Origin of the sequence: Bacteroides sp. 224 (assembly GCF_010500995.1) — a bacterium.
Classification (GTDB): Bacteria; Bacteroidota; Bacteroidia; order Bacteroidales; family Bacteroidaceae; genus Bacteroides.
Window position 1 is genome coordinate 193,192 of record NZ_QVMK01000003.1, and the last position, 26,979, is coordinate 220,170.

At 40.9% G+C, this 26,979-nt stretch carries 24 protein-coding genes; 13 read left to right on the plus strand and 11 right to left on the minus strand.

Annotated features, from left to right (window positions below):
• Positions 1-118 precede the first annotated feature (118 nt).
• Complete coding sequence (locus D0T60_RS03405) at positions 119-775, minus strand: energy transducer TonB (protein WP_163216744.1); 657 nt, start codon at positions 773-775, stop codon at positions 119-121.
• A 552-nt stretch (positions 776-1,327) separates the two neighbouring features.
• On the opposite strand from D0T60_RS03405, the gene D0T60_RS03410 reads away from it, so the two are divergent.
• Entirely contained in the window at positions 1,328-2,806 is a 1,479-nt protein-coding gene (locus D0T60_RS03410; protein ID WP_163216745.1) for an IS1182 family transposase, read from the plus strand.
• A gap of 418 nt (positions 2,807-3,224) precedes the next feature.
• Here the strand turns inward: D0T60_RS03410 and D0T60_RS03415 are convergent, their stop codons facing one another.
• Entirely contained in the window at positions 3,225-3,827 is a 603-nt protein-coding gene (locus D0T60_RS03415; protein ID WP_163216746.1) for a nitroreductase family protein, read from the minus strand.
• A gap of 124 nt (positions 3,828-3,951) precedes the next feature.
• On the opposite strand from D0T60_RS03415, the gene D0T60_RS03420 reads away from it, so the two are divergent.
• Complete coding sequence (locus D0T60_RS03420) at positions 3,952-4,575, plus strand: viroplasmin family protein (RefSeq protein ID WP_163216747.1); 624 nt, start codon at positions 3,952-3,954, stop codon at positions 4,573-4,575.
• 22 nt (positions 4,576-4,597) lie between these two features.
• Here the strand turns inward: D0T60_RS03420 and D0T60_RS03425 are convergent, their stop codons facing one another.
• The 9 genes from D0T60_RS03425 to D0T60_RS03465 form a co-directional block, all read right to left on the minus strand.
• A complete protein-coding gene (locus D0T60_RS03425; RefSeq protein WP_163216748.1) occupies positions 4,598-6,439 on the minus strand; it encodes an ABC transporter ATP-binding protein in 1,842 nt (613 codons plus the stop codon).
• Positions 6,440-6,480: 41 nt separating this feature from the next.
• Positions 6,481-6,978 (minus strand): dihydrofolate reductase, encoded by a 498-nt coding sequence (locus D0T60_RS03430; RefSeq protein ID WP_163216749.1) that lies wholly within the window; start codon positions 6,976-6,978, stop codon positions 6,481-6,483.
• A 7-nt stretch (positions 6,979-6,985) separates the two neighbouring features.
• Positions 6,986-7,927: a lysophospholipid acyltransferase family protein gene (locus tag D0T60_RS03435; protein WP_163216750.1), complete on the minus strand. Its 942-nt coding sequence runs from the start codon at positions 7,925-7,927 to the stop codon at positions 6,986-6,988.
• 160 nt (positions 7,928-8,087) lie between these two features.
• A complete protein-coding gene (gene uxuA, locus D0T60_RS03440) occupies positions 8,088-9,260 on the minus strand; it encodes a mannonate dehydratase (RefSeq protein WP_163216751.1) in 1,173 nt (390 codons plus the stop codon).
• A gap of 104 nt (positions 9,261-9,364) precedes the next feature.
• Entirely contained in the window at positions 9,365-10,177 is an 813-nt protein-coding gene (locus D0T60_RS03445) for an SDR family oxidoreductase (RefSeq protein ID WP_163216752.1), read from the minus strand.
• A 519-nt stretch (positions 10,178-10,696) separates the two neighbouring features.
• Positions 10,697-12,583, minus strand: coding sequence for a DEAD/DEAH box helicase (locus D0T60_RS03450; protein ID WP_163216753.1), 1,887 nt, complete (start codon positions 12,581-12,583; stop codon positions 10,697-10,699).
• 413 nt (positions 12,584-12,996) lie between these two features.
• Positions 12,997-14,061 carry a tyrosine-protein phosphatase gene (locus D0T60_RS03455; RefSeq protein WP_163216754.1) on the minus strand — a complete coding sequence of 355 codons (1,065 nt, stop codon included), beginning with the start codon at positions 14,059-14,061 and terminating at the stop codon, positions 12,997-12,999.
• A 90-nt stretch (positions 14,062-14,151) separates the two neighbouring features.
• Positions 14,152-15,078 carry a carbohydrate kinase gene (locus tag D0T60_RS03460; RefSeq protein ID WP_163216755.1) on the minus strand — a complete coding sequence of 309 codons (927 nt, stop codon included), beginning with the start codon at positions 15,076-15,078 and terminating at the stop codon, positions 14,152-14,154.
• Positions 15,066-15,671: an SIS domain-containing protein gene (locus tag D0T60_RS03465; RefSeq protein WP_163216756.1), complete on the minus strand. Its 606-nt coding sequence runs from the start codon at positions 15,669-15,671 to the stop codon at positions 15,066-15,068. Before D0T60_RS03465 ends, D0T60_RS03460 begins: the two co-directional genes overlap by 13 nt.
• A 136-nt stretch (positions 15,672-15,807) precedes the next feature.
• Here D0T60_RS03465 and D0T60_RS03470 point away from each other — a divergent pair, with 136 nt between their 5' ends.
• From D0T60_RS03470 to D0T60_RS03520, 11 genes are all read left to right on the plus strand, one after another.
• Positions 15,808-17,028, plus strand: a complete 1,221-nt coding sequence (locus tag D0T60_RS03470; RefSeq protein WP_163216757.1) for a pitrilysin family protein — start codon at positions 15,808-15,810, stop codon at positions 17,026-17,028.
• A gap of 126 nt (positions 17,029-17,154) precedes the next feature.
• Positions 17,155-18,150: a sensor histidine kinase gene (locus tag D0T60_RS03475; RefSeq protein WP_163216758.1), complete on the plus strand. Its 996-nt coding sequence runs from the start codon at positions 17,155-17,157 to the stop codon at positions 18,148-18,150.
• Positions 18,140-18,835 carry a LytTR family DNA-binding domain-containing protein gene (locus D0T60_RS03480; RefSeq protein WP_163216759.1) on the plus strand — a complete coding sequence of 232 codons (696 nt, stop codon included), beginning with the start codon at positions 18,140-18,142 and terminating at the stop codon, positions 18,833-18,835. The genes D0T60_RS03475 and D0T60_RS03480 overlap by 11 nt, the downstream gene beginning before the upstream one ends.
• A 172-nt stretch (positions 18,836-19,007) precedes the next feature.
• A complete protein-coding gene (gene hutH, locus D0T60_RS03485; RefSeq protein ID WP_163216760.1) occupies positions 19,008-20,534 on the plus strand; it encodes a histidine ammonia-lyase in 1,527 nt (508 codons plus the stop codon).
• Positions 20,519-21,739, plus strand: coding sequence for a beta-ketoacyl synthase (locus D0T60_RS03490; protein ID WP_163216761.1), 1,221 nt, complete (start codon positions 20,519-20,521; stop codon positions 21,737-21,739). The genes hutH and D0T60_RS03490 overlap by 16 nt, the downstream gene beginning before the upstream one ends.
• Positions 21,740-21,776: 37 nt before the next feature.
• The gene (locus D0T60_RS03495; RefSeq protein WP_163216762.1) at positions 21,777-22,022 is read left to right on the plus strand and encodes an acyl carrier protein; all 246 of its coding nucleotides are present in this window, start codon (positions 21,777-21,779) and stop codon (positions 22,020-22,022) included.
• Between the two features lie 89 nt (positions 22,023-22,111).
• On the plus strand, positions 22,112-23,044 hold the full coding sequence (locus D0T60_RS03500) for an acyltransferase (protein ID WP_163216763.1): 933 nt from the start codon (positions 22,112-22,114) through the stop codon (positions 23,042-23,044).
• Between the two features lie 26 nt (positions 23,045-23,070).
• The gene (locus D0T60_RS03505) at positions 23,071-24,198 is read left to right on the plus strand and encodes a methyltransferase (protein WP_163216764.1); all 1,128 of its coding nucleotides are present in this window, start codon (positions 23,071-23,073) and stop codon (positions 24,196-24,198) included.
• A gap of 30 nt (positions 24,199-24,228) precedes the next feature.
• The gene (locus tag D0T60_RS03510; protein ID WP_163216765.1) at positions 24,229-24,660 is read left to right on the plus strand and encodes a hydroxymyristoyl-ACP dehydratase; all 432 of its coding nucleotides are present in this window, start codon (positions 24,229-24,231) and stop codon (positions 24,658-24,660) included.
• Positions 24,657-25,103, plus strand: a complete 447-nt coding sequence (locus D0T60_RS03515) for a thioesterase family protein (protein ID WP_163216766.1) — start codon at positions 24,657-24,659, stop codon at positions 25,101-25,103. Before D0T60_RS03510 ends, D0T60_RS03515 begins: the two co-directional genes overlap by 4 nt.
• Complete coding sequence (locus D0T60_RS03520; protein ID WP_163216774.1) at positions 25,088-26,818, plus strand: beta-ketoacyl synthase N-terminal-like domain-containing protein; 1,731 nt, start codon at positions 25,088-25,090, stop codon at positions 26,816-26,818. Before D0T60_RS03515 ends, D0T60_RS03520 begins: the two co-directional genes overlap by 16 nt.
• Positions 26,819-26,979 lie beyond the last annotated feature (161 nt).

Sequence of the window (26,979 nt, forward strand, 5' to 3'; positions counted from 1 at the left end):
ACCGGCAGTTGAACCGAATGCTACTGGCAGTTGATAGAAATGCTACTGGCGGTTGGAAAAAATGCTACCGGCGGTTTGCTATATATTGAGTATGGGTGTATCTTAATTTATGCAGACTCTATTCTTTCGGAACCTTAAAACTGAAAGGGAATGTATATCGAGTTCGTATTGCTTTACCATCAACCATACCTGGTTTCCAACGAGGCATAATTTTTGTTACTCTAAGTGCTTCTTTATCTAACAGTGGATGGACGCTCTGAATCACTTTAGGCTCAACGACTTTACCTTTTTCATCAATAATTGCCTCAACAATTACACGCCCTTCTATTTTTTCTTTCAATGCTTTAGATGGATAGTTAACATTCTCTCTAAAGAAAAGAGTTAAAGCTGCTGCTCCTCCCGGATACTGAGCCATAGTTTCTACTTTATCCCAGGCTTCCGGATTGGTGCCCATCACTTGTTTCATTGTAGGATGATGTTTTCTGACTATTTTCAATTTGAATTCAATGGGTAAAGTATATCTTACAGCAGCTACTTCCCCTTGATGTACCCCCGGAATCCACTTAGGCATCTTAGATATAATACGAATGGCTTCTGAATTTAAACCTTTAATTCCACGAACGATTTTAATATCTTTAATAGAGCCATCTTTCTGTACTATGAATGATGTAACTACCTGCCCTTGAATATTATTCCCTGCCGCGTTTTCGGGGTATTGAAGAGTTTCGTTTATATAGTTAAATAACTCTTTGGCACCTCCGGGAAATTCGGGCATTTGATCGGCTATATCAAGAACAAGAGTATCATTGGAGAGTTTATTTAAGTTCTCTGATAAACCGAAACCGGGATAGTTGGTCCATTTATTTTCTATAAGTAAGTATTCAAAATTAATTCATATTATGAAAAACTGCAAGCATTTACCCCGACAGGGGTAATATGTGCATAACCCTGGGTGAGCGAAGCGTAACCCAGGGTAGATAGTCTCTCTTTTCCTCTGAACCCCGAAGTGGGTTCAACCGAGGGCACTGAAAAAGTGTTTTAACCCTATCATTTTGATAGTTACTGTTTAGTAAAGGTACATTTGATAGAAGAAAAACACTAAATATGTATATTGTTTTAATAGACTATCAATTTGATAGTGCTTTGAAACTTTTTCAGTGCCCTCGGTTCAACCCTTTCAGGGTTGAGGCTGCGTGTGATGACTTGCCAGCCCCGGGCTGCGCTTCGCGAGGGCACTGAAAAAGTCCCCTCCTCCCCAACAAATTAATCGATATATTTTTCTATATGTCGATTTTTTTGTATATTTATGGTATAAAACATCAGTCTTATGCTTCCGGAACAAGGCACCTTATTATTCAGTAATCACATTGATCTGTATGATTTGATCATTCCCAAAGAGAATGTTCTGCGTCAAATCAAAGATTTAATCGATTTTTCATTTGTTCGTGAAGAACTAGTCAATAAATACTGTCTGGACAATGGACGCATGGCAGTAGACCCCGTTCGTATGTTTAAATATCTACTTCTAAAAACGATCTATGACCTTTCGGATGTAGATGTTGTAGAACGTTCTTTAGTTGATATGTCTTTCAAGTATTTCTTAGATATGGCACCTGAGGATAGTGTAATCAATCCTAGTTCCCTGACTAAATTCCGTCGGCTGCGTTTGAAAGATATGGATTTATTGGATCTGCTTATTAACAAGACAGTGACTCTTGCTATAAAAGAAGGTATTATCAAATCAACAACTATAATCATTGATGCTACTCATACCTCTTCTCGTTCTAATCCTCATTCTCCACTTGAGGTCTTGAAGATGCGTTCTAAGCAGTTGCGTAAAAGTTTGTATGAAGTAGATGAATCCATCAAAGAATTACTTCCTTGTAAGAATGAGGATAATGATTTGGAACACGAACTTGAATATAGCCAAACATTGGTAGACCATCTCAAAGATGATGAAGTGCTAACTTCCATACCAAAAATAAAAGAAAAGCTTAATCTGTTACGAGAAACATTGGATGACATCGCCGATCACTATACTACTTCTACCGATACGGATGCTCGCATAGGACACAAAACAAAAGACACCTCTTTCTTTGGTTTCAAAACTCATATAGCAATGTCTGATGAACGTATTGTTACAGCTGCAACTGTTACTTCGGGTGAAAAGGCTGATGGCAAAGAGTTAGAGTCATTAGTTCAGACCAGCAAAAAGAATGGCATCTGCGTAGACACTATTATAGCAGATACAGCCTATTCAGGCGATAATAATTTGAAATTAGCAAAGAAAGAACATATATCTTTAATTTCTAAATTGAACCCTAGTGTTAGCCAGGGCTTTCGTAAAGACTCCGATGAATTCTATTATAATAAGGATGCTGGCATGTACGTTTGTCCAGCTGGACATATGGCGATTCGTAAAACAAAAGATTCACGAACAAAAGAGGCATGTAATCCAAGAATAGCTTACTACTTTGACGTACAGAAATGTAAGATTTGCGCTCATAAAGAGGGATGTTATAAACCTGGTGCTAAAAGCAAATCCTATAAAGTTGCAATTAAGTCCGACACTCAAACCGCACAACTAGCATTTCAGCAAACAGAGTATTTTCGGCAAACGTATAGGCAGCGATATAAAATAGAGGCTAAAAATGCAGAACTAAAGAATGTATATGGATATGACAGGGCTATATCTTATGGCTTATCAGCCATGAATATGCAAGGAGCTATGGCTATTTTTGCAGCCAACTTAAAAAGAATACTTAAACTAAAGAAAAATCAGGCTCAGGAAACAGTCAATGACTAATCTAAAAGGGAATATCCTTTTTTAAAGGGCTATAGGGCACTACTATTAGGGCAGATATTGAGTTTTTGTCGTTTTTATCATAACTTATAGCGAAAATTGTAAAAGAACAATGACGGCAGAAAAATATTCTGCCGTTACTGTTTTGGAGAGCTAAATACTGTATCTTCAGAATTTTGGGGACTTTTTCAGTGCCCTCCGCTTCGCTGACCCGGGGTTATGCACATCTCACCCCTATCGGGGTGATTGCTGAAGTATGAATTATTTCTGAACACTTACTTATCAAATTAGTCACCTTGACACCCCCAAGTACTTTGAACTGAAAATTCAGTTAGGTCGGACCTAACGAGGCAAAAGGTCCGACCTAATTATTGAAAAGGTCCGACCTAATGTAGTGTTTGGTCAGACCTAAGAAAAAGATCTACTTAAACACCTTTACTCTCTTAGCCAAACTCTCGAATTCTTTTCCACCCGGCTCGGCAATCGGTGTACCGAAAGGCATCTGTGCAATAAGTTTCCATTCTTCCGGCAAACTCCATGTTTCTGCCACAGCTTTATCTATCAAGGGGTTGTAGTGTTGCAAGGAAGCCCCCAAACCGGCATCTTCTAACATTGTCCAGATAGCAAACTGGTGCATACCTGCTGTATGCTGCGACCAAATCGGGAAATTGTCTTTATAGGTCGGGAAGGTTTTTTGAAGTTTCTCTACCACTGCCTGATCTTCGAAGAATAAGATAGTACCATACCCACAGGCAAAACAATTATCTATCTTGGCTTTGGTTGCATCAAAAGATTTGCCTTTCATGACTTCTTTTAATGCCTCTTCTACTATTTTCCACAGCTTCAAATGGCTTTTTCCAAGCAATAACACCACTCTTGTTGTTTGCGAATTATAGGCAGAAGGCACGTGCAATACAGCTTCATTAATAATTGCCTCTATTTCTTTAACCGTGATGGGTGAGTGATTGCTGATGGTATAGAAAGTTCTTCTATGTATCATCGCTTCCAGAAAGGTTCGTTTCATTGCTCTGTTATTTATTAAGTTCATAATTACATACCTCTTGGTTAGGAAACAGTAGAAAGAACGATAATGTTCAGATTGAAAATATATTCGTAACTTTATCCCGAAAAAAGACTAATTAATCAGAATGGCAAAGCAGAAGTATTATGTAGTATGGCAAGGAGTAACGCCGGGTATTTATGATTCCTGGACTCAATGTCAACTTCAAATCAAAGGGTACGAGGGTGCCAAATATAAATCGTTCAATACAAAAGAAGAAGCCGAAACTGCTCTTGCCTCTTCTCCTTATAAATACATCGGTAAAAAGGCAAAAACTACCCCTGTTGCACTCACCTACCCATCAACTGTTATAGAGAACAGTATGGCTGTAGATGCTGCCTGTAGTGGGAACCCGGGTGCTATGGAGTATAGAGGCGTTCATATAGCCAGCCGACAACAGATTTTTCACTTCGGCCCTATGAAAGGAACCAATAACATCGGAGAGTTTCTGGCCATCGTACACGGTCTTGCATTTATGAAGCAAAACAAATGGGATATGCCTATTTATACAGATAGCAGAAATGCCATGAGTTGGGTGAAACAAAAGAAATGTAAAACCAAACTTCCCCGTACATTCGAAACAGAGGAACTCTTTCAAATCATAGAGCGCGCAGAGAAGTGGCTGAAAGAAAACAAATACACCACCCAAATCATTAAATGGGAAACCAAGGAATGGGGAGAAATCCCGGCAGATTTTGGCAGGAAAAAGTAAGTTTTGAGTTATAACCCCAAACTCAACTCAAGCTCTGCATATCATTCAACCTTTTATAATAACCATTCTTAGCCAGCAATTCTTCATGCTTACCGCGTTCCACAATCTCCCCTTCATACAATACGCAGATTTCATCAGCGTTTTTAATGGTAGAAAGACGGTGTGCTATGGCTATGGTAGTGCGGGTGCTCATTAATCTCTCTAAGGCTTCCTGTACCAATCGTTCCGATTCGGTATCCAGGGCAGAGGTAGCCTCATCCAATATCAATATCGGAGGATTCTTTAAAATGGCACGGGCAATACTGATTCGCTGACGCTGACCACCGGAAAGCTTACCTCCTCTATCTCCTACATTGGTTTCGTAACCATTCTCAGTAGCTATAATAAAATCGTGAGCATTGGCAATCTTGGCAGCCTCTACCACTTGTTCCATAGTGGCAGACTCTACTCCAAATGCTATGTTATTATAGAAAGTATCGTTAAATAAAATGGCTTCCTGATTCACATTCCCTATCAAAGCACGTAACTCGGAGATACGAACATCTTTGATATTAATGCCGTCAATCAGAATCTTGCCTTCGGTTACATCATGATAGCGAGGTAGCAAATCGACCAATGTAGATTTTCCGGAACCGGACTGTCCTACCAGCGCAACGGTTTTTCCCTTATTTACAGTAAGATCAATATGTTTCAGCACCTCTCTGTTCCCATCATAGCTGAAGGAAACATTCTTGAATTCTACTTTATCATTCAAATCATCTGCCATTGGTTTGGGAGCAGAAGTTTCTTTTATTTTATTCTCTGCCTGAAGAATCTTATCGATTCGCTCCATAGAGGCCAACCCTCTGGGAATGCTATAGCTTGCCTTAGATAACTCTTTCAATGGATTAATTAAGCTATAAAGCATCACTAAGTATTGAATAAAAACAGGTGCCGAGATAGCAGAATTTTCTTTAAGAATCAATGTCCCACCAAACCACAGTACAAGAACAATAATTAAGGTGCCCAGAAATTCGCTCATCGGATGAGCCATCGCCTGCCTGGTAGCCACTTTGTTTACTGCCCCTCTGTACTCATCACTACATTTGGCAAAGCGTTTGTCCATCTTCTTTTCGGCGATGAAGGCTTTAATTATGCGCAAACCGCCTAATGTTTCTTCCATTTGGGTCATTGTTTCGCTCCACTTTGCTTGTGCATCGTGCGACTGGCGTTTTAGTTTCTTGCCTACCAGCCCCATGATCCATCCCAGTAAAGGCAATACCAAAAGAGTAAAAAGAGTGAGTTGCCAACTAATAAAAATTAAGGTACCCAGATAAATAACTATCAGGATCGGGTTTTTAAGCATCATATCTAACGAGCTTGTCACCGATGTTTCAACTTCATTCACATCGCCACTCATACGGGCAATAATATCTCCTTTACGCTCTTCCGAGAAGAACGACAGAGGAAGGCTCAATACTTTTTGATAGAGCTTGACACGGATATCGCGCACCACCCCTGTACGAAGTGGAATCATCACTGCCGAAGATGCAAAGTAGGATGCTGTTTTCAAAAGAGTCATAAATGCAAAAACAACCCCCAACCACAATAAGGTATCAGAAGGTCCCCATGTATCTACAATGGTGGTAATGTAGTAATAAAAGTTATTTTTTGCTTTGGAGAAGAACGAGAGGTCTACATCCCAAGGTATAAAGTCATAAACAAGTGTCTCGCCGGTTTTGAATAAGATATCCAAAATGGGAACCAGTAGAGCAAAAGAGAAGACATTTAATATTGCCGATAAGATATTGAGAAATACAGCCCAAACTAAATACTTCTTATATGGAGGAATAAATCGCCGAAGAACCCGAAAAAAATCTTTCATGAGTTTATATAAAATATGAATTTAGTGGGCAAAGATACACATTAGTCTGTTTTTTTAATGTATTTCATGAAGGAATAATCATATTCGTTCTTTTCATCGGCTTTATGGAAAGAGCATTCTCTTTCCTCCCAATATTCATCATTAGCCGAAGGAATTACTGTATCTCCTTCAATCTTGGTGTGTACCCTGGTTAGATACAGAACATCTGCCCGATGCCAGCATTGTTTATATATCTCACCGCCACCAATAATAAATGCTTTTTCTTTTCCTGCCCGGTTGGCAACTAAAAGGGCTTGTTCGATGCTATTAACTACTTCGCACCCCTCGGCTGCAAACGAAGAATCGCGGGTAATGACAATATTCAACCGCGAAGGCAACGGACGACCCAACGACTCAAAGGTTTTTCTACCCATAACAATCGCATTACCAGTAGTCTTTTCTTTAAAGAATCTCATGTCGGCAGACAGCTTCCAAAGCATTTTATTGTCTTTGCCGATTACATTATTCTCGGCAGCAGCTACTATGATTGCTATTTCCATATTATTGTTAGCTTTCTTGTTTCTTAGGTCTTATTCTACCATCTTCTCCCTGCTCGTACATGGAATGGAATCTTTCGGGGGTCCATTTCCATCGTTTGTGTGTCCAAAGCCAATATTGAGGAGCTTTCAGAATAGATTGTTCCAAACGTTTCATATACATATCTGTAATTTCATAATCCGGATATTCTTTCGGATTATCAACCAGTTTCTGAAATTTACAGATGTAGTAACCACGCTTCACCCGGCTGACTTCTGCATAAAAAGCTACCATACCCACTTGTTTCATAATACGTTCTGTACCAGTCAGCACCGGAGTGCTATGATTCAAGAATGGAGTCCAGTGATGAATATTCTGAGCTTTGGGCGATTGATCTGAAATAAAACCAATGATATACGGCTTTCCGCTTGCCCGAATCGTTAGGATTTTACGCAACGTTTCTTTCATGGGTATACTTACGGCTCCCATTCGTCCGCGTAGTTTCAGGAATAACCGATCGGATACTTTATTGCTAAGTTTATGGTATATTTGTCCGCATATCCCATCTTTACTTGTATGAAGCGGCAGTGAAGAAATCCATTCCCAGTTACAATAATGCCCCAGGTAAGCACCACATGGCTTTCCTTGCTTAAACATCTCATTAATTTCATCAATCCCCTCAAATTGCATTCTTTTGCGCAGGTGATTGGGGCTTATGGAAAGCAGCTTTAGTGTTTCGAACACATAATCGCAGAAGAAAGAATAGAACTTCTTTTCTATTTTGATTATCTCGCCTATTGTTTTCTCCGGAAAAGACTCCACAAGGTTCTTCCTCACAGTCTTTCTTCTGTATCGCACCAGATAATAAAGCAAATAATAAGTTAAATCAGACAACCGATAGAGTAGCCAGAAAGGTAAAAGCGAAACCAGAAACCAAAGCGTATAGTATATATAATATAGCAATGTAGTCATTTATATTTTTAATCTGAATGTCTAAATATTTGCGACAAAGCTATGCATTATTTTGCAGAAAGGCAAGAGTTAAGAGGCCATAAACCAAGAAGAGGAGATTCGGAATCACCTTCCACATCTCCCCTTCTTCTATAATAATATTCAGACTTTATTCAGAAATCTACGATTCCATCGACTTAGCAATCCCCATTTCAAGTCCTCTTAACTCCGCCAATCCACGTAGGCGACCGATACAAGAATAACCCGGATTTGTTTTCTTCTTCAAATCATCAATCATCTGATGGCCATGATCCGGACGCATTGGGATAGATACCTTTCTGCGTTGTTGCAGCTCCAGGAAAGATTTCATTACATGATACATGTCTACATCTCCTTCCAAATGGTTGGCTTCATAGAAGTTGCCTTCTTCATCACGTTGGGTACTACGGAAATGAACGAAGTTCACTCTGTCGCCAAAGCGTTTCATCATTCCTTCCAAGTCGTTGGAAGAAGTAACGCCCAAAGAACCGGTACACAAACAAAGACCATTAGATACGTTTGGAACGGCATCAATCAGTTTTTGGAAGTCTTCGGCAGAACTCATGATACGAGGTAATCCCAGGATTGAATAGGGAGGATCATCAGGGTGAATCACCAACATTACGCCAGCTTCATCGGCTACAGGAGCGATTTCTTTTAAGAAATAGATAAGATTAGCACGAAGCTTTTCAGCATCCACATCTTTGTAACGATCTAATTCTCTTTGGAATTGCTCCAATGTGAAGCTTTCCTCAGAACCGGGCAAACCGGCTATCATATTGCGGATAAGTAATTGCTTATCTGCTTCCGTCATCTGATCGAAACGGGCTTTTGCTTTCGCTTTCTCGGCATCAGAATAGGCAGCTTCAGCACCCGGACGCTTTAAAAGGAATAAATCGAAAGCCACAAAAGCAGCTCTTTCAAAACGAAGGGCACGAGAACCGTCGGGCAACTCATAAGCCAAATCAGTACGTGTCCAATCGAGTACAGGCATAAAGTTATAGGTAACAATGTTAACGCCGCATTTGCCTAAATTACGCAAGCTTTGTTTGTAGTTATCAATATACTTCCGGAAATCTCCTGTTTGAGTTTTAATATGCTCGTGTACAGGAACACTTTCCACTACCGACCAACGAAGGCCTACAGCTTCGAGTTCTTCCCTACGTTTCATAATCTCTTCTACAGTCCACACTTCACCATTAGGTATATGGTGCAGGGCTGTTACTACTCCGGTAGCACCGGCTTGTTTGATATCCCATAAGCTGACAGGGTCGTTAGGACCGTACCACCGCCATGTTTGTTCGCATAAATACATTTCTAATTGAATTGAGAGTGGAGAGTTGAGAGTTGAGAGTTAAAAACAGAAAGTACCGCATGGTAACTCTCAACTCTCAACTTTCAACTCTCAACTGATTAATACTACATTGCAAAACACTCGAATCCACCGTCGACAATGGCAACTGTTCCTGTTACGAAAGCAGAAGCATTACTTATCAGGTAGTGGATGGTACCACAAAGTTCTTCGGGGCGCCCCATACGTCCGAAAGGAGTTTGGCGTATTACATCCTGTCCGCGAGAAGTATAGGTTCCATCGGGATTCGTCAAAAGGGCTTTGTTTTGTTGAGTAAGGAAGAACCCCGGAGCAATAGCGTTTACACGAATTCCTTCGCCAAATTTGGTTGCTACTTCGGTAGCCATGTATTTGGTAAAGTTAGAGATACCTGCTTTGGCAGCAGCATATCCGGCTACACGAGTCAACGGACGGAAAGCAGCCATAGATGAGAAGTTTACAATGCAACCTTCTTTCTGCTCAACCATTGGTTTAAGGAATATCTGAGAAGGCAATACGGTTCCTGCAAGGTTCAGGTCGAGTACTTTCTTGAAAGCATCAATCTGCAAATCGAATATAGTTTGGTCAGGGCCAATAGTAGCTCCCGGCATATTTCCACCGGCGGCATTCAGCAATACGTCTATACGACCGTATTTAGCCAGAATGTCTTCTCTGTTTTTCTCTAAAACTTCTTGGTTCAATACATCGGTAATAAAGAAAGAAGCTTCTCCGCCTTTGGCTTTGATATCATTCACCAGTGTTGTACCTGCATTCTCGTCTCTATCGAGGATAACAAGTTTACCACCTTGTTCTGCCAAATACTCGGCAATAGTTCTTCCTAAAATACCGGCACCTCCGGTAATAAGGATTACTTTGTCTTTAATACAAAATAAATTAGTCATGATATTAATTCGATTAGTTATTAAGTTACTTTGCGACAAATATAGTCAATAAATTAGAAGCCAAAGCATCTCGACAAACAAAATGTGTACGTACACAGCACCTTTTACCATTTTTTACAGCTTTATGTACGCCTGCCTATTACAGCTTGCAATCTACACAAACCCATTTTGCAGGCATAAAACGTGGGGGTACCTATGCCCCATAACAAAATTCTGCAGATTTCGGTAATAATCAGCGTCACATCTGCGTCACATTTTACATTTGCCTTCGCCATTCACGGAACGACTTTTTTTCGCATTCCCGAAAAGCACGGCTAAAGGCAGCGATGTGACCAGTGCACCAATCTTAAATGAGAGCAAATGCAAAGAATACTATCTTAACTATAATGCAAACATGTTAACTAACAAACAAAAAAGAGGAAATAAACCAAGGATGGTTCGGTGAAAAGGGGAGTTTTGTGTAAAATAAGCAAGAAAGTATTTCAAAAAAAAGAGAGGGAGCAAAGCCCCCTCCATTCTCTATTTTTTATTCTTTGGCTTCCGCCTTGCCCAGCCATCTTCGCTAAAGTCCGGCTCATTGCCTTTGAAGAGTTGCTTCCAGTCGTCCTGTTTCTTTGGGCCTCTGGAATTGTTATATCCTCTTTCTTCGCGGCTTGGTTTATCCTTTTTGCGCGATGAATCTTTAGTGCCTCTGCCCGACGAAGATCTGGAAGAGTCGTATTTCTTTCTATCACTGCGTCCACTGGCAGGAGTATCTTCGCCAGCCAGCTCTACGGTTATCTTTCTACCGTTGAAAACGGCGTTATTCAATCCTTTTAGTACCGATTGTGTTTGTTTTTCTTCTACTTCGAAGAAAGAGAAACTACGCATCAGGTCTATCCGTCCGAGACGTACGCGATGTTGCAGGTTCTTGTTTACCAAGTCGATAAGCTGTGCCGGGAAGAAATTATCGGCTTTTCCCAAGCTAATAAAGATACGTGTATAACCCGGTTCGGCTTTTCGCCCCATTTTATCGCTCGACGATCCACGATCGCGACGTTCATAACCGGCGCTGTTGCGTTCGCCACCACGGCCTTCGGTTGGCATTTCAATCTCTTCCCGATTGCGATAATACTCAAGGAAGCGGTTGAACTCCAACGAAACCATACGTTTAATAATATCTTCTTTATCCAGCCATTCGAGCTTGCGATAAATAGAAGGCATATATTCGGATATCTCTTCTTCGTTTACTTTTACCTTTTCTACATCATCAATTACTTTCAGCAATTGTTTTTCGCAGATCTGCTTGTTGGTAGGCATTTCGCCTGCCTCGAATTTCTTGCTGATGATGCGTTCTATCTCGCGCATCTTTCCTTTTTCGCGCAGATTGATGATGGCGATGGAGGTTCCTGTTTTTCCGGCACGACCGGTACGACCGCTACGGTGTGTGTAGCTTTCAGTATCATCGGGAAGACCGTAATTAATTACATGAGTAAGATCATCCACATCCAATCCACGGGCAGCCACATCGGTAGCAACAAGTATTTGCAGGTTGCGAATACGGAACTTCTGCATAACGGCATCACGCTGTACTTGCGATAATTCGCCATGCAAAGAGTCGGCATTGTAACCTTCCTGCATCAACTTATCTGCAATTTCCTGTGTTTCTTTACGGGTGCGACAGAAAATAATACCGTATATCTGCGGGTAGTAGTCTACCACACGTTTAAGTGCTGCATATTTGTCTTTGGCATGTACCACGTAAGCCACATGCTTTACATTATTATTTCCTTCGTTCTTACGGCCAATGGTGATTTCTTTCGCATTGCGCAGGTATTTCTTGGCAATACGGGCAATCTCCGGACTCATGGTAGCGGAGAAAAGGAGTGTATTACGCTCTTCCGGCACATCGGCCAAGATGGCATTGATGCTTTCGGTAAAACCCATATTCAGCATTTCATCGGCCTCATCCATAATCACATTACTGATGGTGGAGAGAGAAACGGTTTTCCGTTGCATTAAGTCGAGCAAACGTCCGGGAGTAGCCACAATAATATGTACCCCTTTCTTTAAGCTTCGTATCTGGCTATCAATAGAAGATCCCCCGTAAACGGGAAGCACTTTCAAACCGTCTATGTATTTAGAATAATCATTTAAATCTCCTGCTATTTGCAAACAGAGCTCACGAGTAGGACATAGCACTAATGATTGGGGAACACGTTTCGCAACGTCTATCTTTTGTATAATAGGTAAGCCGAAAGCTGCCGTCTTACCTGTCCCGGTTTGCGCCAGGGCTACCACATCGTTATTTTCGCCTAATAAATACGGAATCACTTCTTCTTGTACAGGCATGGGAGCAACGTATCCCATTTCTTCAATTGCTTTAAGTATCTCCGGAGAAACACCAAGCTCTTCAAAATTCTTCATTAAATGGATTGTGTATCAGTAAATTCGGCGCAAAGGTAGTGATATTAATTAAGAATTAAGTCATTGCTGATTTAAAATATTTTTCCACACCCGGATGGAGAAGGAATCTACACCCGGATGGGGAAACCACCTCCACCCGGATGGAGAAGTTATCTACACCCGGGTGGAGGAAGACGTTTGAAATCGCCAGTCAAAATCCGGGAAAGTCAATCAGGACGAGTCAGAGTGTGACACTTGTGACACTTCTGTGATGCTTTTCGGAAAAGTATCACAGGGTATTTAATGCTGTAAATCAATTCGTTAGAACGACGTGTGACACTTGTGACACTTTTTGATCGGAAAAATCGATCTGAATAGAAATCATATCTTAATCTTCTGGTTCAAAGAGTCGCTATTATCGCCTTTCTCAACTTCTATCTCAACAAAATCCCTTTCAAATCATCAATATCATCGGAGGTGAGCCCTAAACCTCTTTTCAGAAAAGTAGGCATATCTCCATAACTCTTTTCGATCTGATACTTTGCTGCATTGAGAAAACCTTCGCGAGCGGAGAACAAGGTAGTAATTGCTTCCTGAGAATAACTTGGAAGTCCATAAGCAAAATTGGAAAACTTAGGAATATCGAAATAGTCATTGCTCGAACGATAGTCTTGCAATACCTGATCATTATTCACCCCCAGGGCAGCCAGAATTAAAGCAGAAGCAATCGCTGTTCTTCCTTTACCGGAAGTACAATGAATGAGTACCGGATAATTTTTCTTCTCCAAAAGAACATCGAACATTTCTTTATACTCTGCCCGGTAATAGGTTACCAAATCACGATTTAAACGCATCACCAATCGGTTAATGCTATCATTTCGAACACGGCCCTTACGTAACTCTCCGATAAGTTCTTTTGTATTTAGAATATTAATAGGAATACGAACTACACGAAAGCCTTCATTTTCCAACTCGCCGGATATATCATTTACAACTTCCGAAGGATTGCGTAAGTCAACTATTGTTTTGATTCCAATATTCTTTAACTCCTTATAAGAAGAACAAGGCAGATGGCCAAACTCTGCCGAACGGTACAGTTTACCCCAACGCACTTGCTTACCTTTGGCGGCTGCATATCCACCTATATCACGGAAGTTCTGAATACCCGGAATATTTGTGTTTCTGCTGGCTGTAGTTACTCGGTAGCGGTTGTTAAAAACCATTTTATAGTAATATCGTTGTGTAGGGTCCGAAGTAACAACAATAATCCGCTGATCGGAGATATCGGCAGTAGCCACAGGGTCATTTTCGCATATATGATCGGGGTTTGTAGACACATAAATCTTCACCTTACCTTCTATGGCAGGTGTAGTCTCCCACTTCACAATGCAGTTTCCCACGCTATTTTCTTCACAAACTACCGAAATATCTGGTGATTCATCGGAGCAAGAATAAGAGAAAAAAGCAACGGCAAACCAACCTAGAAGATATTTATACATACATTTCCTTTCTGAACATCTAACACAAAGATAGAAAATCCCTGTACACGCCAATAAAACTTTGCTATAATTAGCGAAAGTATAAACTTTTTAAGACAATGAATATTGCTTGGCAAAGTCCACAGATATGGAATTATTAAAACTCCGGCAAACCTCGGCCGAAAAGTCTTTACCACACTGCACTATCTTATCCCAGGCAGCTTCATTCAGCGCATCAAGATCTCTGTAACGAACATCGTATTTCAGTAGGCCGTAAATAAGTCCTGCGTTAAAATTATCTCCCGAACCAATGGTGCTTACAGTTTCGATAGGCTCCACCGGATATTCTTTGGTTATGCTTTTGGTACGCAATGAAATTTCCTCTGACCCCGAAGTATACAGAAAGTTGGGACAATAGAATTTAATTTTATCCTTGTACACTTTATCTGCGCCTTCCATCTTATAAAGATTCAGGAAATCGTCTTTCGATCCTCGCACGATGTTGGCAAACTCTAAGTTCTCGATAATGGTTGGTGCCAACTTCATAGCCTCATCTTTATGGGTACTGCGGAAATTCGGATCGTAATAAATGATTGCCTTTGCTTCTTGTGCCAAGGTCAGCAATTCAAGCATCTTATCGCGCAATACAGGATTAACCGCATAATAGGAACCGAAGATTACAATATCATCCTCCTTGATTTTAGGGAAAATCACATCCAGTCTTTGTTTGGGATATTCCTTATAAAAAAGATAGTCGGCATTGCTCTTCTCATCTAAAAAGGCCAGAGAAACGGGCGACTTCCCATCAGGGAATACATTCATATAATCGGTGGAAACATTGTTATCGCGCATAAATTGCAGGATGGAGTTCCCTACCCTATCATTTCCGGTTTCGCTAATGAAGGTTACATCAACCCCCATGCGTCCCAAAGATATAATGCCATTAAAGACCGAGCCTCCCGGTACAGCTACCGTAGGCTGATCATTTTGAAAGATTATATCCAGAATGGTTTCTCCAATAGCGATTACTCTCCGCATAAGCTCCTTGATTTTTCTCCCAGATATCCGCCATGATGACGTTTTGAATACTCGGCAATTGTAAAACCGGTACGCTTCATGGTTTGCACTACCAAGATGTCTCCTATCACAGTCATCACTGTTGTAGAGGTGGTGGGAGTCATACCAATCAGGCAAACTTCATCCGGGCGACCTGTACAAAGGCATACATCCGACTCTTTGGCCAATGGACTGTCAGGATTGCTTGTAATTACAATAAAAGGGAGATCAGAGTCCAGATTATGTGCCAGTTGAGTTAATTCAACAATCTCGCGGGTTTTGCCGGAGTTGGAAATAATCAACAGTACGTCATTCTTTTGTAGGATACCCAAGTCGCCATGTTGTGCTTCACTTGGATGCAGAAATACAGCAGGTATACCGGTTGAGCAAAATGTGGTAGCTATATTCATGGCTATCTGGCCTGCTTTTCCCATGCCGGAAGTTACCAGTTTACCACCTTTTTGATGTACCTGTTCTACTATGAGGTTTACTGCTTTCTCGTAAGCATCTGTTACAGGTATGTTTAATACTGCTTGTGCCTCCTGTTTCAGGAGATTTTGAATTGATTCAATCATTCTTTATATTATAGAACTAAGTTAGTATGGAGAATAGAGTCTTTGATTTAACGTGCAAATATCTGCATTTTCCGATAAACAGCAATGACTTTTATTGTATTTTTGCAGGTCAATAACATCTACAATACGTAACCTGATGATTTACAATCAACATACACTACCCAACGGACTACGAATCATTCATTGCCCGGTTGCTTCCAAAGTTGCTTACTGTGGCTTCGCCATTGATGCGGGTACCCGCGATGAGCTTGAGAATGAGCAGGGAATGGCTCATTTCGTAGAGCATCTTATTTTTAAGGGTACTCAAAAGCGCAAAGCCTGGCATATTCTTAATCGAATGGAAAATGTAGGGGGCGACCTGAATGCTTATACCAATAAAGAGGAAACTGTGGTTTATGCCGCTTTCTTAACCGAACATTTTGTTCGTGCGGTAGAGTTATTATCCGATATTGTATTTCATTCCGTTTATCCTCCTCACGAAATTCAGAAGGAAGTGGAAGTTATCATTGACGAAATCCGCTCTTACGAAGACAATCCTTCCGAACTGATCTTTGATGATTTCGAAGATATGATCTTTCGAGGACACCCCTTAGGCAGAAACATATTAGGAAATCCGGAGTTGTTAAGAAGCTTCAATACGGAAGATGTACTTTCTTTCACTTCCCGTTATTATCAACCTTCCAATATGGTTTTCTTTGTATTAGGCAATTTCAATTTTAAGAAAGTCATTAAACAGGTAGAAAAGCATGTATCGGATATTCCTTGTGTAGAAGTGCAAAATCGTCGTACTCCTCCCCCATTGTATGTACCCGAAACTTTGATTATTCCTAAAGATACTCATCAGGCGCATGTTATGATTGGTAGTCGGGGCTATAATGCGTATGATGATAAACGAACGGCTTTATATCTACTCAACAACATGCTTGGAGGTCCGGGTATGAACAGCCGCCTCAACCTTGCATTGCGCGAAAGGCGAGGATTAGTATATAATGTAGAATCAAATTTAACTTCGTATACAGATACAGGAGCTTTCTGTATCTATTTTGGAACAGACCCCGACGATGTGGATTATTGTCTGAGACTAACCTACAAAGAACTAAAGCGCTTTTGTGATACAAAAATGAGTTCCTCTCAACTCTCCGCCGCCAAAAAACAACTGATTGGACAGATAGGAGTGGCTTCGGACAATAATGAGAATAATGCGCTGGGTATGGCAAAAACATTTCTACATTATAATAAGTGCGAATCCCAAGAATCGGTATTCCGCAGAATTGAGGGACTTACCGCGGAAATGTTATTGGAGGTAGCGAATGAGATGTTTGGGGAAGAGGGGCTGTCGAGGTTGGTTTATAGATAATGTAAATCAGTAAGGATAGATCATAGCCCATCATCTGCCGATTTATCCATGCAAAGTATATATTGTATTTGCCGTTTTTATTATAATATCAGACTTTTGTGGTGAAACATTAAAAATGAAGAAGTTATGAAAACGTCTGTTGTAACAAAAGGGTTAATTATATTCTGGGGTGCATATATAACTATAGCCTTCACCCACTTCCTACTATTTCAAAACCTTTCTTTTACCGAAGACTTTAAAACTATAGATGCATCATTAGCTGGTTTCTACAATATACTTAGACTCGTTTTTACTCCATTATCATTTATTATTGGCTATTATAGCATTGTTTCACTGCTTAAAAATAAAAGGCTATCAATTTACACTTTTCTATTCTTCATCGGTGTCTATACACTTCTCTTTTTTTATCAAAGAACAATCTATATATACGGTCCTCAAATGCAAGGGGTATTTATATGGTTTACTCTTGGTGCCTTATTCCGTATCTTTTTCGACTGGTTTAAAAAGCAAAACAAAATACGGGAACTGGAAAAGCAAAACATGCAAAGCACACTTGCCATGCTACGCATGCAGATAAATCCGCATTTCCTTTTCAATACACTGAATAATATTGACTCTCTTATTAAGATAGATCCTACCAAAGCCTCTCAATCGCTTATTAAACTTTCGGATATTATGCGTTATATGCTGTATGATAGCGAAACGGAACAGGTGGAGATGAAACAAGAATTGGAATATATGGAAGAATATATAACCTTAGAAAAGCTCCGACTTAAAAACGAGAGATTCCTTATATTCGAGAAAGAAGGTCAACCCGACTCCCTGAAAGTTGCTCCCATGCTTTTTATCCCTTTCATAGAGAATGCATTCAAGCACTCTGTAGATTCAAATATTGAAAACGGTATCCACATAAAGTTTGTATTTAGCGGCAAAATCATTAAATTTACTTGTGAAAACAAGTTCGATAACGGAAAGGTAGAAAAAGATGCCACACATGGAATTGGTTTGGAAACTGTTCGTAAACGCCTCAACCTGCTTTATGCTAAAAAATACCGATTGGATATTACACAAGAAAATGGCATCTTTAAAGTATTCCTGAAAATAAATACAGATGAAGATTAACTGCATTGTTATAGAAGACGAGCCATTGGCTATTAAAAAGATTGAAGACTTCATTATGCAGGTCAGCTACCTGAACCTGCTGTCTTCTTTTGATAGTGCATTGGATGCCCTGTGCTTTCTAAAACAACATTCTGTAGATCTTATTTTCCTGGATATTCGCATGAAAAGTTTATCGGGCATCCAACTGCTTGAGGCGATGAAACAAAAGCCGAAGGTGATTATTACCTCAGCTTATTCCGAGTATGCGCTAAAAGGTTATGAGCTCGAAGTATCTGACTATCTATTGAAACCATTCCCCTTCGACCGCTTTTTGAAAGCTGTTGAAAAAGTATATAATGAATGGCAGATGGAACAAAAGCCATCTGCTCCCGGGTTTATTTTCGTAAAGACGGAATACCGTATTGAAAAGGTGGTACTAAAAGACATCTTGTATATACAGGGGATGAAAGATTATCTTCAAATTCATTGTACCGACAAGAAGATTATGACGCTGCAATCTTTTAAGCATATATTACAAGCACTTCCGGAGAAGGAATTTGTACGCGTACATAACTCGTATGTGGTGGCTCTTTCACAAATAGATAGTGTGGAAAGGAACCGTATTTATATGGGAGATGCAATTATTCCGATATCTACGGGATACAAAGAAGTGCTCCAAGAAAGATTAAAAGGATACTCATTATAAGTTTCTATTGAGATGTATGCCCTAACAGGCAATTAGGGGATTCATGCACCTTATTAGTTTGCTAAATTAATCCCACCAACGGGTTAGTTACCTTAATTCTCATTATAATACCCCATTTATCACTTAAAAACATTATTTTTGCGAATTAATTAAAGAAAACTTTCCATCTAAAATGAAACTGGGGAAAACTATCGACATTGATTCTTTGCATCATATTTTGTTCAAAAAAGAACCGCTGATACTGTCCGAAGCTTGTATGGAGGGCGTTACGCAGTGCTATGAGTTCCTGAAAACTTTCTCTCGCGACAAGATTATTTATGGTATCAACACGGGATTCGGACCGATGGCTCAATATCGAATCGAAGATCAATCGTTGACAGAACTCCAATATAACATCATTCGCAGCCATGCCACCGGAGCAGGCGAACCACTCCCTGAAATTTATGTTCGCGCAGCTATGATTGCACGGGTATATACTTTCCTGCAATGCAGATCGGGGGTACATCCGGAAGTTGTAAATCTGCTGGTAGAGTTTATTAATCGCGAGATTTATCCGTTTATCCCCGAACACGGCAGTGTAGGTGCCAGCGGAGATTTAGTTCAATTAGCACACATCGCCCTAACCCTGATTGGAGAAGGGGAAGTATTCTATAAAGGAGAAAGACGCTCCACAACGGAGGTAATGAAAGAAAACGGTTTGAAGCCTTTCTCTATGCATATTCGTGAAGGGCTTTCTATCACCAACGGCACATCGGTTATGACAGGTATCGGGTTGGTGAATCTCTTTCATGCACAATCATTGCTCAAGTGGTCGGTTGCCGCATCTGTAATGATGAACGAAATTGCCGCCTCTTATGATGACTTGATGGCCGAACCTCTCAACAATTGTAAGAGACATGAAGGTCAAACAGAGATCGCCCGCATGATGAGGGAACAGATAGAAGGAAGCAAGTGCGTGCTCAAAAGAGAAATCCTATTATACGACGGACAAAACCAAGAGAAGATTTTTACTCACAAAGTACAGCCCTACTATTCGCTTCGCTGCGTACCGCAAATTTTAGGACCCATTTACGATGAGATACAAAACACGGAGAAGGTGATTATTAACGAGATAAACTCCGCTTGCGATAATCCGATCATCGACCCTATTACCCAAAACGTATACCACGGTGGGAACTTTCATGGCGACTACATATCTTTCGAGATGGATAAACTAAAAATAGCTATAACTAAGCTGACTATGTTGAGTGAACGGCAGACTAATTATCTGTTTCACGATCGGATCAACGAAATATTGCCACCTTTTGTAAACCTGGGAGTACTCGGACTAAACTATGGTTTACAGGCATCTCAATTTACAGCTACTTCTACCACGGCTGAGTGCCAGATGTTATCGAACCCCATGTATGTACACAGTATTCCCAACAATAACGATAATCAGGATATTGTAAGCATGGGTACCAACTCGGCTCTGATAGCGAAAAAGGTGATTGAGAATGCTTATCAGGTATTGGCTATCCAGTTTATGGGCTTGGTACAGGCAGTAGATTATCTGCAAATCCAAGAAAAGCTAAGTCCCAAAAGTCATAAAATATATGCAGAGATCCGTGCTTTCTTCCCGGCATTTAAGGAAGACAGCATATTATATCCCAAAGTAGAGCAGATGATAAACTATTTGAAGAAATGCGTAGAGTTGTAATTACAGGCATGGGAATCTACTCGTGCATTGGGAAGAATCTGGAGGAAGTTAAGAACTCTCTCTATAATGGAACATCGGGTATCGGGCTTGCTCCCGAACGCAAAGAGTTGGGTTATTTTTCTGCTTTGACAGGCTTATTGGAACGCCCCAACCTGAAAGGCCTTATCGACCGCCGGAGCCGTCTTTGCTTAGCCGAGCAAGGAGAATATGCCTACATAGCAACACTGGAAGCATTTAAGAACGCGCAAATAGATCAACATTTCTTAGATACAAACGATGTAGGTATTTTGTATGGTAACGACAGCAGTGCAGCACCTATCATCGAAGCCATAGATATTATCCGCGAGAAAAAGAAAACAGTATTGGTAGGGTCGGGATCTGTATTTCAATCGCTGACTTCCACTGTCACCATGAACCTTTCGGTCATCTTTAATCTACGAGGGATTAACTTCACGGTAGCAGGTGCTTGCGCCAGCGGATCTCATGCGCTCGGCATGGCCTACACGCTTATCAAAGCAGGTATGCAAGATTGCATTCTTTGTGGAGGTGCCCAGGAAACGAATGCCTACTCAGTAGGAAGCTTCGACGGGTTAAGTGCTTTCTCAACTCGCGAGGATGAACCACAAAAGGCTTCACGCCCCTTCGATAAGAATCGGGACGGATTGGTGCCAAGCGGAGGAGCTGCAAGTTTAGTGGTAGAGAGTTACGAGTCGGCCGTCAAAAGAGGTGCTCCTATCATAGCAGAGATTATTGGTTATGGCTTCTCTTCGAATGGAGATCACATCTCTGTTCCTAATGTGGCAGGACCTAAACAGTCTCTTCAAGCTGCTATCCGGAATGCGAATATCCTACCCGAACAGATCAAGTACATCAATGCGCATGCCACATCTACCCCCGTAGGTGATCAGAATGAGGCCATAGCCATTGCAGAAGTATTTGAGGGCTGCAACCCTTATGTTACCTCCACCAAATCGTTAACCGGACATGAAATGTGGATGGCGGGAGCAGCCGAAATCGTTTATTCCACGCTTATGATGAACAACAACTTTATATCTCCCAACCTGAACTTTGAAGAACCGGATGAAGCCTCATCCCGCCTGAATATTCCAACACAACGTGTAGATATTGAATTTGATACCTTCCTGTCTAATTCATTCGGATTTGGAGGAACCAATTCAACACTAATCATCACTAAAGCGAATTAATAACACAAAAAATCAATCATTCAAGAACATAGTAAAAATGAGCAAAGAAGAAATCATTGAGAAAATAAGAACTACTCTTGCCGAAGAGTTTGAGGTAGATGTTGAGTTAATACAACCGGATGCAAACCTGATGCAGACACTGGACTTAGACAGTCTGGACCTTGTTGATATGGTAGTACTTATAGAAAAGAATTTCGGATTTAACGTCACCGGACAGGATTTCGCAGGAATCAAAACGTTTGGAGACTTTTACAAATTAATCACTTCGCGAATTAATTTGTAGTTGAGAGTTGAGAGTTAAGAGTTGAGAGTTACGATGCCGCATGGTTTAACTCTCAACTCTCAACTCTCAACTTTCAACTCCCAACTAATATGTGGAAAGGCAAAACCCGTGGAGGAGCATTTGGCTATCTGTTCTTTATTTACCTGATCAGATATGCAGGAGTAACCGCAGCTTACGCTTTCTTGTGTTTGGTGGTCCCTTACTTCATTCCTTTTGCCCCGAAAGCCACAGCAAGTATATGGTTTTATGGCCGTCGCATACTAAAGTATAATCCGATTCGATGTGTTGGGTTGCTGTTTCGCAACTATTATCGGCTGGGACAGATACTCATAGACAAGGTAGCTATATCCAATGGATTCACCAAGAAGTATCAATTTAAGTTTGGCAATTATAAGGAATTCCTCGACATACTGAATGGAGACAAAGGCGTAGTAATGATCGGTGCTCATGTAGGCAACTGGGAAATTGGTGCTCCTTTCTTCGACGATTATGGTAAGAAAATCAATATCGTAATGTATGATGCGGAACACCGGAAGATAAAAGAGATACTGGAAAAGAACGGAGTAGAAAAGAACTACAAATTCATCCCCGTCAACGAGGACGATCTGACACATGTGTTTAAAATAACCGAAGCCCTTGCCCAAAAAGAGTATGTATGCTTTCAGGGAGATCGGTTTGTAAACACAGATAAGTTATTATCCTGTTCCTTTATGGGCAAAGAGGCTTATTTCCCTGCAGGTCCTTTTTTACTGGCTGCGCGAATGAAGGTGCCTGTAGTTTTTTACTTTGCCATGCGCGAGCCTAAGCGTACCTATCACTTTCACTTTATAGTGGCAGAAGAAGTAAAAAGGACAAAAGATAAAAAGCCCGAACAAATGTTATTGGAACAGTACACGACAACATTAGAAAAGATTATGAAACAATACCCGGAACAGTGGTTTAATTATTATCGGTTCTGGGACAGCCTCTCCCCGACCCTCTCCAAAGTAGAGGGAGAAATACCATGCGGAGAAAATCTTTAAACGCAATTATAAGAATATAACGATCTATGAATAATATCAAAAAGAACAATAACCGTAGAAAACCTTCTCCCTCTCCTTTGGAGAGGGTTGGGGAGAGGCCAAAAGAGCTTTCTGCCCTTGAAGCACAACGTCTGGCACAGGAGATAGCCTTTGGCCCTGTGGTCTTCCAAGTTTCGCGATTGATGATTAAGTTTGGTATCTTCGAACTGCTTGCCAATCATCGCGAGGGTTTAACCCAAAAGGAAATTGAAGACAAGACACAACTATCTCGCTATGCTGCACAGGTATTGCTCGAATCTTCTCTTACCATTGGCACTATTTTGATTCAGGAAGATCGTTTCCTGCTTGCCAAAGCCGGTTGGTTCCTGTTGAATGACCAAATGGCCCGCGTAAATATGGACTTCAATCACGATGTTAACTACCTGGGATTATTTGATTTGGAAGGAGCCTTACTTAAAGGAAAACCCGAAGGGCTGAAAGTATTCGGCGAGTGGCCAACCATTTACGAAGGATTATCCAGCTTGCCCGAACAGGTACAGAAAAGCTGGTTTGGTTTTGACCACTACTATTCCGACTGCTCATTTGATGCTGCATTAGATATAGTCTTCGCCAACCACCCGCACACTTTATTGGACGTAGGAGGCAATACAGGAAGATGGGCACTGAAATGTGTTTCATACAATAAAGAGGTAGAAGTCACCATCATGGATCTTCCCCAACAATTAGAACTTATGAAGCAACAAACTCTCGGTAAAGAAGGGGCTGAAAGAATCCACGGTCACGGAGCCAACTTATTGGATAAATCCGTACCCTTTCCTACCGAATTCGATGCCATCTGGATGAGTCAGTTTTTGGATTGCTTCTCCGAAGAAGAAGTTACCAGCATCCTTACCCGCGCAGCGGCATCTATGAATAAAGAGGCTCGTTTATATATTATGGAGACATTCTGGAACCGCCAGAAGTTTGAAACGGCTGCTTACTGCCTTACACAAATCAGTATTTATTTCACAGTTATGGCCAACGGTAACAGCAAGATGTATCACTCTGATGATATGGAACGCTGCGTAAACAATGCAGGATTAACCGTTGAAAAGATTCATGACGGATTGGGATTGGGACATAGCATCATGGTATGCAAATTAAGTGAAGAGTGAAAAGATAAAAGTATTCTAACTACTATATCAATGAAAGAAGCAATATTCAAAGGAGAAGAAATCTATCAACTAATACCTCAGCGCCCACCGATTGTAATGGTGGATGCATTCTTCGGAATAGAGGAAAACCAATCCTATTCGGGATTGACTGTTACGGAAGACAATATGTTTTGCCAGACAGGCAGACTTCAGGAACCGGGAATTATCGAACACATAGCACAATCGGCCGCTGCCCGCATCGGATATATCTATTTGCAACAAAACAAACCGGTTCCGTTGGGCTTTATTGGCTCTGTAGATAAACTTCGGATAGAACATTTGCCCGAGGTTGGTAGCAAACTTTATACCGAGATTACAGTAGTGCAGGAGCTTTTCGATATCACGTTGATAGCCGCAAAGGTAAAAAGCGGGGAGACATTGGTAGCCGAATGCAAGATGAAGATATTTTTAAAGAAAGAATGAAAAGAAAGAAGAAAGAAAACATAGCCGCATTGGTAAATCGTACCAATATTCATGTACGCTTTAGCGAAGTGGATTCCATGCAAGTAGTATGGCACGGAGAATACATCAAGTATTTCGAAGATGGCAGAGTATCCTTTGGCAAACAATATGACATCAGCTATATGGGAGTTCTTGCACAAGGTTATGTAATCCCCATCGTAGATCTGACCTGCCAGTTCAAACAGTCTCTTCGTTTTGATGAAGAAGCCATTATCGAAACCCGCTACATCAACACCCCGGCTGCCAAAATACTATTTGAGTATACCATTTATAGGGCATCCGACTTAACTGTAGCCGCCACAGGCACCACTACACAGGTATTTGTTAATGCCGAAACAAACGAACTTGAATTAAGCAACCCTGAGTTTTATTTGGAATGGAAGAAGAAATGGGGAATCGAGTAAACGTATACCTCACAGCCGATAATATCATCAGTTCTTTAGGGTTCACCACCCAAGAGAACATGGAAGCCATCAGTAATTATCAGAGTGGCATCCTACTGCAAACGGATAAGACGATAGCCGATACTCCTATCCTGGCAGGCTTAATAGATTCTCAAAAGCTTGATGCAAAAGCGAAACAGTATAAACTGGAAAACTATACACGAATAGAACAACTCTTTATCCTTTCTATTCAGGATGTATTGGCACAATCATCCATTGATATAACGCAACCCGATTGTTGTCTTATCTTTTCCACCACCAAAGGAAACATTGAATTACTAAGTCGGCATACCGACCATCTCTCGGAGGAGGTATTCTTATGGAAGATGGCTCAGCGAGTATCAGAATACTTTCATGTTTCTTCTACCCGGATACGAATCATTTCCAACGCCTGCATATCGGGAGTATCTGCCCTGATTGTAGGAAAGAGGTTGATAGAGGCCGGACAGTATGCAAAGGTTATCGTTACCGGGGCAGATGCCCTCTCCCACTTCATCACCAGCGGATTTATCTCTTTTAAGTCTGTCAGCGAACAAATCTGCCGACCATTCGACGCGGAAAGAGATGGACTAAACCTGGGAGAAGGATGCGGAACCATTCTCCTGACTACAGAACCCTCCCCGGGAAAAGTGGTACTTGCAGGAGGAGGTATCAGCAATGATGCCAATCATATATCGGGTCCCTCCCGCACAGGAGACGGACTATGTTATGCTATCCGGCAGGCCATGAATGATGCAGGCATGGAAGCTTCCGACATTGATTTTGCCAATACACATGGTACGGCCACAGTGTACAATGACGAAATGGAATCGAAAGCCATTCATCTGGCAGGCTTAGAAGATATTCCTGTTAATAGTTTGAAATCTTATTTAGGTCACACGTTGGGAGCAGCCGGAGTAATTGAAAGCATTATTTGTGCCCATCAACTAACTGATAATATATTATTTGGAACTCTTGGTTTCAAGGAGTTAGGTGTACCCATGTCTATCAAAGTACAAGCCGTCCATCAGTCCTGCGTTGCACATACCTGTGTGAAAACAGCTTCGGGCTTTGGAGGATGTAATGCGGCAGTAGTTCTAACTACATCTCCCCAAATGGTTAATACTGCATTGATAGATACGGAATTTGCATGTACTGTTTCCCCTACTCTTTTCATCCAAAACAGTCATATTCGTTTAGAAGAAGAAACTCTCTTTATTTCTAAAGAACAAAGCTTTGCTGCTTTCATTCGCGAAGCATTCAAACAAACAGGCGAAAGCAATATGAAGTTCTACAAAATGGATGATCTTTGTAAGCTTGGTTACATTGCTGCTCATTATCTACTTAAGGATAAAGAATACACTCCTACCGAAATAGGCATCATATTAGAAAACTCCGGTGCTTCGTTACATTCAGACCTGAAACATCAAATACTGATTGATAAAGACGGAGATCAAGGTGCAGGACCGGCTATTTTTGTGTACACCTTACCTAATGTAGTATCGGGCGAAATATGTATCCGCCATAAAATACAGGGGGAAAATACATTCTTCATCCGGAAAGAATGTGATATGGAAGACTTAGAACGCTATGCAAGAATAGCCATGCAAAAGCAACAACTCAAGATATGCATAATAGGATGGTGCGAATTAGTGAATGAGGATTATAAAGGAATATTCAAGGTTATCTGCCGATAACATTACTTTTTGTGCCTCTGTGTTCATTATTATTCTTATCATGACTTGATTATAAATCGTAATTTTTATGTAAGTTTCTCCTATAAATGTCTCCGTTAGCCTTGTGTGGGGTTTCCACCCACAAGGCTAACGGTCTGTCTGAGCACACTTTCCTTAGTCTT